We start from the raw sequence: 7,141 nt of genomic DNA, 5'->3' as shown, positions 1-7,141 counted from the left end.
AAGGAAAATGGAGACAAGCAAGAGCATCCCCGCAAAACGCGCGCGTTTGCAGATGCGCCGAACTTCCACCGAGGCCCCTGTGTTGGAAGAAAAAGGCAGCACCTTTTTCTCAACGTAACTCACTGATTTAATGACTGTTAATGAACTTAACGGGGGGATTTAGATAAAATCTATGAAAAAGGGTGATTCTAAAGCGGTTATGATTCGAAAAGCCTATCGTATTTCCAGCGTTCCAAAAGCGATAAACGCCTTCTAAGTAATTTCCCTATAAGTGAGGAGTGAGGCAAATAAAAACATTATTTAATATTTCTCGTTAATGAAAATTAAGCAAGTGTTGTTTCGATTGCTCTTTTGATTTTTTTGGCAGATCATTTTTCTCCCCTATGACGACTAATTCTCCCCTCACGCGCACCGCCGATCGCCTTTCCAAAGAAATCCGGGCTTTTTTGGCCAAGCCGAAGCAGCTTTTGATCGGCGGGAAATGGGTTCCGGCCTCCACCGGCAAGACTTTTGCCGTCCATGACCCGGCCACGGGCGAGGAAATCGCCCAGGTCGCCGAAGGCACCGCGCCTGACGTTGACAAGGCGGTTCTCGCCGCCCGCCAAGCCTTCGAGTCCGGTCCCTGGCGGCAGATGACCGCCTCCGAGCGGGGGAAGGTGCTTTGGCGGATCGGCGATCTTATCCTCAAGCACCAGAAGGAGTTAGCCGAGTTGGAGTCCCTCGACAACGGCAAGCCCATCGCCATCTCCACCGTGGCCGACGTGCCCCTGGCCGCCGACCTCTTCCATTATATGGCGGGCTGGACGACGAAGCTGGAAGGCAGCACCATTTCCATCAGCGTCCCCTACGCGCCCGGCGCCAAATTCCACGCCTACACCCTGCGGGAGCCGGTCGGCGTCATCGCCCAGGTCATCCCCTGGAACTTCCCCCTTCTCATGGCGGCCTGGAAGCTGGGGCCGGCCTTGGCGACGGGCAACTGCGTCGTCCTCAAACCCGCCGAGCAGACCCCCCTTTCCGCCCTCTACCTGGCGGAACTGGCCCTGGAAGCGGGCCTGCCCCCGGGCGTCCTGAACGTCATCACCGGCTTCGGCGAAGCGGCCGGCGGCCCGATGGCGAGCCATCCGGGCATCGACAAGATCGCCTTTACCGGCTCCACGGAAGTCGGAAAAATCATCGTCCGCGCCGCGGCGGGCAACTTGAAGAAAGTGACCCTGGAACTGGGCGGCAAGTCCCCCGCCATCGTCTTCCCCGACGTGGCCGACGTCGACGCCGCCATCGCCGGAGCGGCCAACGCGATCTTCTTCAACCACGGCCAGTGCTGCTGCGCGGGGTCCCGCCTCTACGTGCACAAGGACCTCTTCGACCGCGTCGTCGAGGGAGTCGCGGAGCGCGCGCGGAACATCCGCCTGGGCCACGGCCTGGATCCGCAGACGGAAATGGGCCCGCTCGTGTCCAAGGAACAGCACGCGCGCGTCAACGGCTTCATCAACTCCGGCCTCAAGCAGGGCGCCTGCGCCGTCGCCGGGGCCAAGTCCCCGGAAGGGCGCGGCTACTTCGTCGCCCCCACCGTCTTCACCGACATCCGGCCCGACATGCAGATCGTGCGGGAGGAAATCTTCGGCCCCGTCGTCGTCGCCCAGCCCTTCCAGGACTTTGACGAGGTCATCGCCCAGGCCAACGACTCCGAGTTCGGCCTGGCCGCCAGCGTCTGGACGCGGGACATCTCCAAGGCCCACCGCGCCGCCGCCGCGCTCCGCGCGGGAACCGTCTGGGTGAACTGCCACAACGTCTTCGACGCGGCCATGCCCTTCGGCGGCTACAAGCAGTCCGGCTGGGGTCGGGAAATGGGGAAGGAAGTCCTTGAGCTCTACACGGAGACCAAGGCGGTCTGCGTGGCGCTCTGATCCCTTCGGAGCTGCTTGAATACAAGGGCGGCGGGCCTCCGGGTCCGCCGCCCTTTTGCTTGGAAGACTAACCCCAGATCTGCCGGTCCAGGGAGCGGAACTGGACCGCCTCGGCGATCGCCGCCTCCCCCACCGCCTCCTCGCCGCCCAGGTCGGCGATGGTGCGGGCCACCTTCAAAATCCGGTCGTAGGCGCGGGCGGAGAGCTTCAGGTCGTCCAGCGCCATGCGGAGAAACTCGCGGGAGGCCTCGTCCAGCACGCAGAATTTCTTTAGCTCCGCCGGGCCCATCTGCGCGTTGCACGCCACGCGGCGGCGGCCCTTTTCAAAGCGCCCGCGCTGCACCTCACGCGCCGCCAGGATGCGCGCGCGGATGGCGGAGGAGGGCTCCGCCGCGCCGCGCTGCTCCAGCAGCTGCTCGTGCTTCAGGGCGGGGACCTCGATGTGCAGGTCGATGCGGTCCAGAAGCGGCCCGGAAATCTTGTTGAGGTATTTCTGCACCTGCAGCGGCGTGCACTTGCCCCGCTGCGCGTCGCCGAAGCCGCCCGTGGGCGTCGGATTCATCGCCGCCACCAGCATGAACTGGGCGGGAAAGGTGAGCGTGCCCGCCGCGCGGGAGATGGTGACGTGGCCGTCCTCCAGCGGCTGCCGCAGGACTTCCAGCGCGCTCCGCTTGAACTCCGGCAGCTCGTCCAGGAAGAGAACGCCGTGGTGGGCCAGGCTCACTTCCCCCGGGGAAGGGTTGGAGGAGCCGCCGATCAGCCCCACGTCGGAAATGGTGTGGTGCGGCGCGCGGAAGGCCCGGCGGCGCAGGACCGGCTGCCCCGGCGGGAGGAGCCCGGCGACGGAGTGGATCTTCGTCGCCTCGATCGCCTCCTCCAGGGAGAGCGGGGGGAAGATGGAGGGGATCCGCTTGGCCAGCATCGACTTACCGCTGCCCGGCGGGCCGATCATGAGCAGGTTGTGCCCGCCCGCCACGGCGATCTCGATCGCCCGCTTGGCACTCTCCTGTCCCTTCACCTCGGCGAAATCGAACTCGTGCCATTCCTCTCCCGCGGCGGCGTCCGCCGGCAGGGCGGCCGGCGCGGGCGCGGCCGTCCCCGCCAGAAGCTCCGCCGCCTGGCGCAGCGTGCCCACGGGATAGATCTCCACGCCGGAGACGAGGGCCGCCTCCGCCGCGTTGGCCAGGGGGACCATGACCGCCCGGCGTCCCTGGCGGCGCGCCTCCAGGACGGTGGGCAGCACGCCGCGCACCTGGCGGACCTCCCCGGAAAGGGCCAGCTCGCCGACGATGAGAAAGGCGTCCAGGTCGGGCGGCGCCGCCGTCCCCAGCTGGTCGGTGGCGGCCAGGAGGCCCAGGGCCATCGGCAGGTCAAAGCTGGGGCCCTCCTTGCGGATGTCGGCGGGGGCCAGGTTGATCGTCGTGCGGCCCAGGGGGTTCTTGTAGCCCGAGTTTTGCAGGGCGGTGTAGACCCGGTGGCAGCTCTCGCGGACCGCCGCGTCCGGCAGGCCGACGACCTTCGTGTCGTAGTCGCCCCAGGTGTTGTTGACCTCCACCTCGACGCCCACGGCCTCCACGCCCCAGACGGCGGCGGAATGAATCTTGGCCAGCACGGTGCCGAAATTAGTGCTTTGCCGCAAAAAAGCGAGGGCGCGTTGCGCCCCGCTTTGCTACGCTCCTCCCCTTCCATGACCGCCGCCGCCCCCATCCCCGCCCTGACGATCAACGAGATCTTCCACAGCATCCAGGGGGAAAGCACCTTCGCCGGGCGGCCCTGCGTCTTCATCCGCCTCACCGCGTGCGACCTGCGCTGCACCTACTGCGACACCGAGTACGCCTTCTACGAGGGGAAGAAGCAGCCCCTCGCCGCCATCCTGGAAAAGGTCGCCGCCTACGGCTGTCCGCTGGTGGAGGTGACCGGCGGGGAGCCGCTCCTGCAAAAGAACGTCCACCCCCTCATGACCGCCCTGGCCGACGCGGGCTACACCGTCCTCCTGGAAACGAGCGGCGCGCATGACATCGCCCCCGTCGACCCCCGCGTCCACCGGATCATGGACCTCAAATGCCCCTCCAGCGGCGAATCGGGCCGGAACCTGGCCGCCAACCTCGCCCACCTCGGCCCCCGGGACGAGGTGAAATTCGTCGTCGGCACGATGGAGGACTACGCCTGGGCGAAGGAGCAGCTCGCCGCGGGCGACTGGCCGGGCCGCGTCGCCTCCGTCCTCTTTTCCCCCGTCTGGGGGAAGATCGACCTGCAGGCGCTGGCGGAAACGATCGTGGCCGACAACCTGGCCGCCCTCTACCCGGTCCGCCTCCAGGTGCAGCTTCACAAGATCATTTGGGATCCCAGCACCCGGGGCGTCTAAATGCGTCTCCGCGTCATCTACACCCCCGCCCAGATCGCCGCCTTCCGCCCGGGGTCGGAAGAGGCCTGCGCCGTCGTCGACCAGCTCCGCGCCACCTCCACCCAGGTCACCGCGCTGGCCGCCGGGGCCGCCTCCATCCTGGCCGTGCGGACCGTGGAGGAAGCCCGCGCCCTCCGGCAGCGGCTGCCCGGCGCCCTCCTGGCGGGGGAGCGCAAGGGCATCCCCCTGGAAGGCTTCGACCTGGGCAACTCCCCGCGGGAGATGACGGCGGAACGCGTCGCGGGCCGCACGATCGTCCACACCACCACCAACGGCACCGTCGCCCTCCTGGCCTGCGCCGGGGCGCGGGCGATCCACGCCGCCAGCTTCCTGAACCTCTCCGCCGTCGCCGCCGCGCTGGCGGGAGAAGAGGAAGTCGCCCTCCTCTGCGCGGGGACGGAGGCTGACTTCTCCCTGGAAGACGCCCTCGTCGTCTCTGCCCTGGCGGAGCGGCTCCAGCCCGCCCACCCCGCCGCCGCGCTCTGGCGCGCGTGGGGCGCCGATCCGGCCGCCTTCCTGCGCCGCACGGTCAACGGCCGCCGTCTTCAAACCCTCGGCCTGGGGGAGGACATCGGCGCCACCCTGCCCATCGACCGCTTCGCCCTTGTCCCCCGGGGCGAGGTCGAGGACCATGCCGGGCTGCGCGCCGTCCGCCTCACCGCATGAAAAAGACCCTTTCCCCCGCGGCCGACCGCGTCTTCCTGGAACCCGACATCCTCCGCCCCCTTTCCTGGGAGGAACTTTTCCGCAACCCGGAGCAGGTCATCCTCGACCTCGGGGCCGGGGACGGCGGCTTCACCCTGGCCTACGCGCGCCAGCGGCCCGCGGCGGGCGTCCTGGCCGTGGAGCGCCTCCTAGGCCGGGCGCGGAAGATCGCCCGCCGCGCCGCGCGGCCGGGGGAGGAGACGCCGAACGTCCGCGTCCTGCGGCTGGAATCGGCCTACGTCCTGGAACGGCTCTGCCCGCCCGCGTCGGTCGACGAGATCCACCTCCTCTTCCCCGATCCCTGGCCGAAACGCCGCCACCACGAGCGGCGCACCCTGCAGCTTCCCTTCCTGGCCGCCGCCGCGCGCGTGCTGAAGCCGGGCGGCCTCTTCCGCTTCGTCACGGACGATCCGCCCTACGCCGAGCACGGCCGGGAGGTCTGCGCCGCCGCGCCCGGCTACGCGCCGGGGGCGTCCGATTGGGATTTCCCGCAGACCGACTTCGAGGCGGCCTTCCGCGCCGAAGGGAAGCCGATCCACACCGTCCTGCTGCGGAAGGCCTAAGGCCGGCAGCTATTCGGAATCAGGCCGGCGGGGCGGGCGGCTTCTGGTGGGCCGTCGGGTTGATGTTGATCTGCCGGGCCTGGGGCAGTGCGTCGGGATAGTTGTCCCGCAGGTAGGTCAAGAGCCGCTCCCGGATCCAGTATTGCAGGTCGGCCCCATTCGCCACCGGGCCGCTGGCGATGACGCGCAGCTCCATGCTCACCGCGTCCGAGCCCGTCACGTGCATGGCGTAGGTCTGGCCGTCCCACCACTTGGCCTCCTTCAGCCACTCCCCCATCAGCCGCCGCAGCTCCTCCACCGGCGCGGTGAAGTCGACGCGGATAAACACCGTGGCCAACTGGGTATCGCCCCGGCTCCAATTCTGGAAGGGCTGCTGGATGAAAAAGTTGATCGGCACGACCAGGCGTCGCAGATCCCAGGTGCGGACGACGACGAAGGTAAAGGTGATCTCCTCGATGAAGCCGAATTCCCCCTGCACGATCACGCGGTCCCCCAGGCGGATCGGCTGGGTGAAGGCGATCTGCAGGCCCGCGAAAAGCGTGGACAGGCTCTGGTTGGCCGCGAAGGTCAGCGCCAGCGCGCCCAGGCCCGCGGAGGCCAGGAGCGACTTGCCCACCGTCCGCACCTCCTGGAAAAGCATGAGGATGCCGGCCAGGACGAGCAGCCAGACGAAGACGACGGCGAACTTCCGCAGGATGCGGACGCGCGTCTGCACGCCCGCCGAGTCGTAGCTGGCCGGATCCTGCAGGTCGACGCGGGCCAGGATCGTCTTTTCCCCGACCAGGATGGCGCGGTTGCAGATCACGCCCACGGCCAGGATGGAGCCCATGGCCAACGCCAGGCGCAGCAGGGAAAGGACGTGCGGCGGCACCGCCGTCACCTGCAGGAGCACCGCCAGCCCGATGAGCGGGATGAAGGTGCGCAGCGACATGATGACCACGGGGAAGAGGAAGTCGTCCAGCGCGCTGGGCGTGTGGGCGGCGCGATGGGCCAGCCGGTCCTCCACCAGGGAAACCATCCGGTAAAGGAACCAGAAGAAGGAGATGATGAGCCCCAGGTGCCAGAAATAGCCGCGCAGGTGGGGCGACATCGCCGCCTCCCACTGCGGCGCAATCCAATGCAGCAGCAGGGGCAGGCCGAAGAAAGCCCCGTAATACCAAATGGCGAACTGGAGCGGCGCGGAGACGGCGGAAAGGAGGTAATTCCAGATCGTCCGCTCCCCCGGCTCCGCCACCACGGCGGGCTTGGCGCGGCGGTTGATCGTCCAGACAAGGAGGGAAACCAGGACCGTTCCGGCCAGCAGGATAAGGCCCAGGACGGTTTGGGAGGGATGCCAATGATTCATAACAGACTCTTGAAAAAGATTTACCCCGCGATGTCGTGTGAATGGGATCTTTCGACCATTTTATGTTTAGGAATGAAGCGGCTGTTTGAAGTCCGCCTTCCAGTGAAGGCCCGGCGTCGGTTCAACCACGCTAAGGCTTCTTCATTTGTTAACTTATCGGCAGAGAGACATGCACTCCAAGCACGGGCACCGCAGGGTAAAGGGTGCGGCGGCGGGAAGG

General features: G+C 67.3%; 6 protein-coding genes. 4 read left to right on the top strand and 2 right to left on the bottom strand.

The window, feature by feature from the left end; translation table 11 throughout:
• Window positions 1-383: 383 nt before the first annotated feature.
• The gene (locus PW734_05390; protein ID MDE1170635.1) at window positions 384-1,904 is read left to right on the top strand and encodes an aldehyde dehydrogenase family protein; all 1,521 of its coding nucleotides are present in this window, start codon (window positions 384-386) and stop codon (window positions 1,902-1,904) included.
• Between the two features lie 67 nt (window positions 1,905-1,971).
• Here the strand turns inward: PW734_05390 and PW734_05385 are convergent, their stop codons facing one another.
• Entirely contained in the window at window positions 1,972-3,516 is a 1,545-nt protein-coding gene (locus tag PW734_05385) for a YifB family Mg chelatase-like AAA ATPase (protein ID MDE1170634.1), read from the bottom strand.
• A 75-nt stretch (window positions 3,517-3,591) separates the two neighbouring features.
• Here PW734_05385 and PW734_05380 point away from each other — a divergent pair, with 75 nt between their 5' ends.
• The 3 genes from PW734_05380 to PW734_05370 are packed head-to-tail and all read left to right on the top strand — an operon-like array spanning window position 3,592 to window position 5,576.
• Window positions 3,592-4,269 (top strand): radical SAM protein, encoded by a 678-nt coding sequence (locus PW734_05380; protein MDE1170633.1) that lies wholly within the window; start codon window positions 3,592-3,594, stop codon window positions 4,267-4,269.
• Window positions 4,270-4,974, top strand: coding sequence for a 2-phosphosulfolactate phosphatase (locus PW734_05375; GenBank protein ID MDE1170632.1), 705 nt, complete (start codon window positions 4,270-4,272; stop codon window positions 4,972-4,974). It begins immediately after the preceding gene.
• Complete coding sequence (locus tag PW734_05370; GenBank protein MDE1170631.1) at window positions 4,971-5,576, top strand: tRNA (guanosine(46)-N7)-methyltransferase TrmB; 606 nt, start codon at window positions 4,971-4,973, stop codon at window positions 5,574-5,576. Before PW734_05375 ends, PW734_05370 begins: the two co-directional genes overlap by 4 nt.
• 19 nt (window positions 5,577-5,595) lie before the next feature.
• On the opposite strand, the gene PW734_05365 is transcribed toward PW734_05370, so the two are convergent.
• Entirely contained in the window at window positions 5,596-6,921 is a 1,326-nt protein-coding gene (locus PW734_05365; GenBank protein MDE1170630.1) for a mechanosensitive ion channel, read from the bottom strand.
• Window positions 6,922-7,141 lie beyond the last annotated feature (220 nt).

This window comes from Verrucomicrobium sp., assembly GCA_028283855.1.
In the GTDB taxonomy this organism is placed as follows: domain Bacteria; phylum Verrucomicrobiota; class Verrucomicrobiia; order Methylacidiphilales; family GAS474; genus GAS474.
The sequence above is the reverse complement of the archived record's forward strand: the minus strand, read 5'-3'. Positions and strand labels throughout refer to the sequence as shown.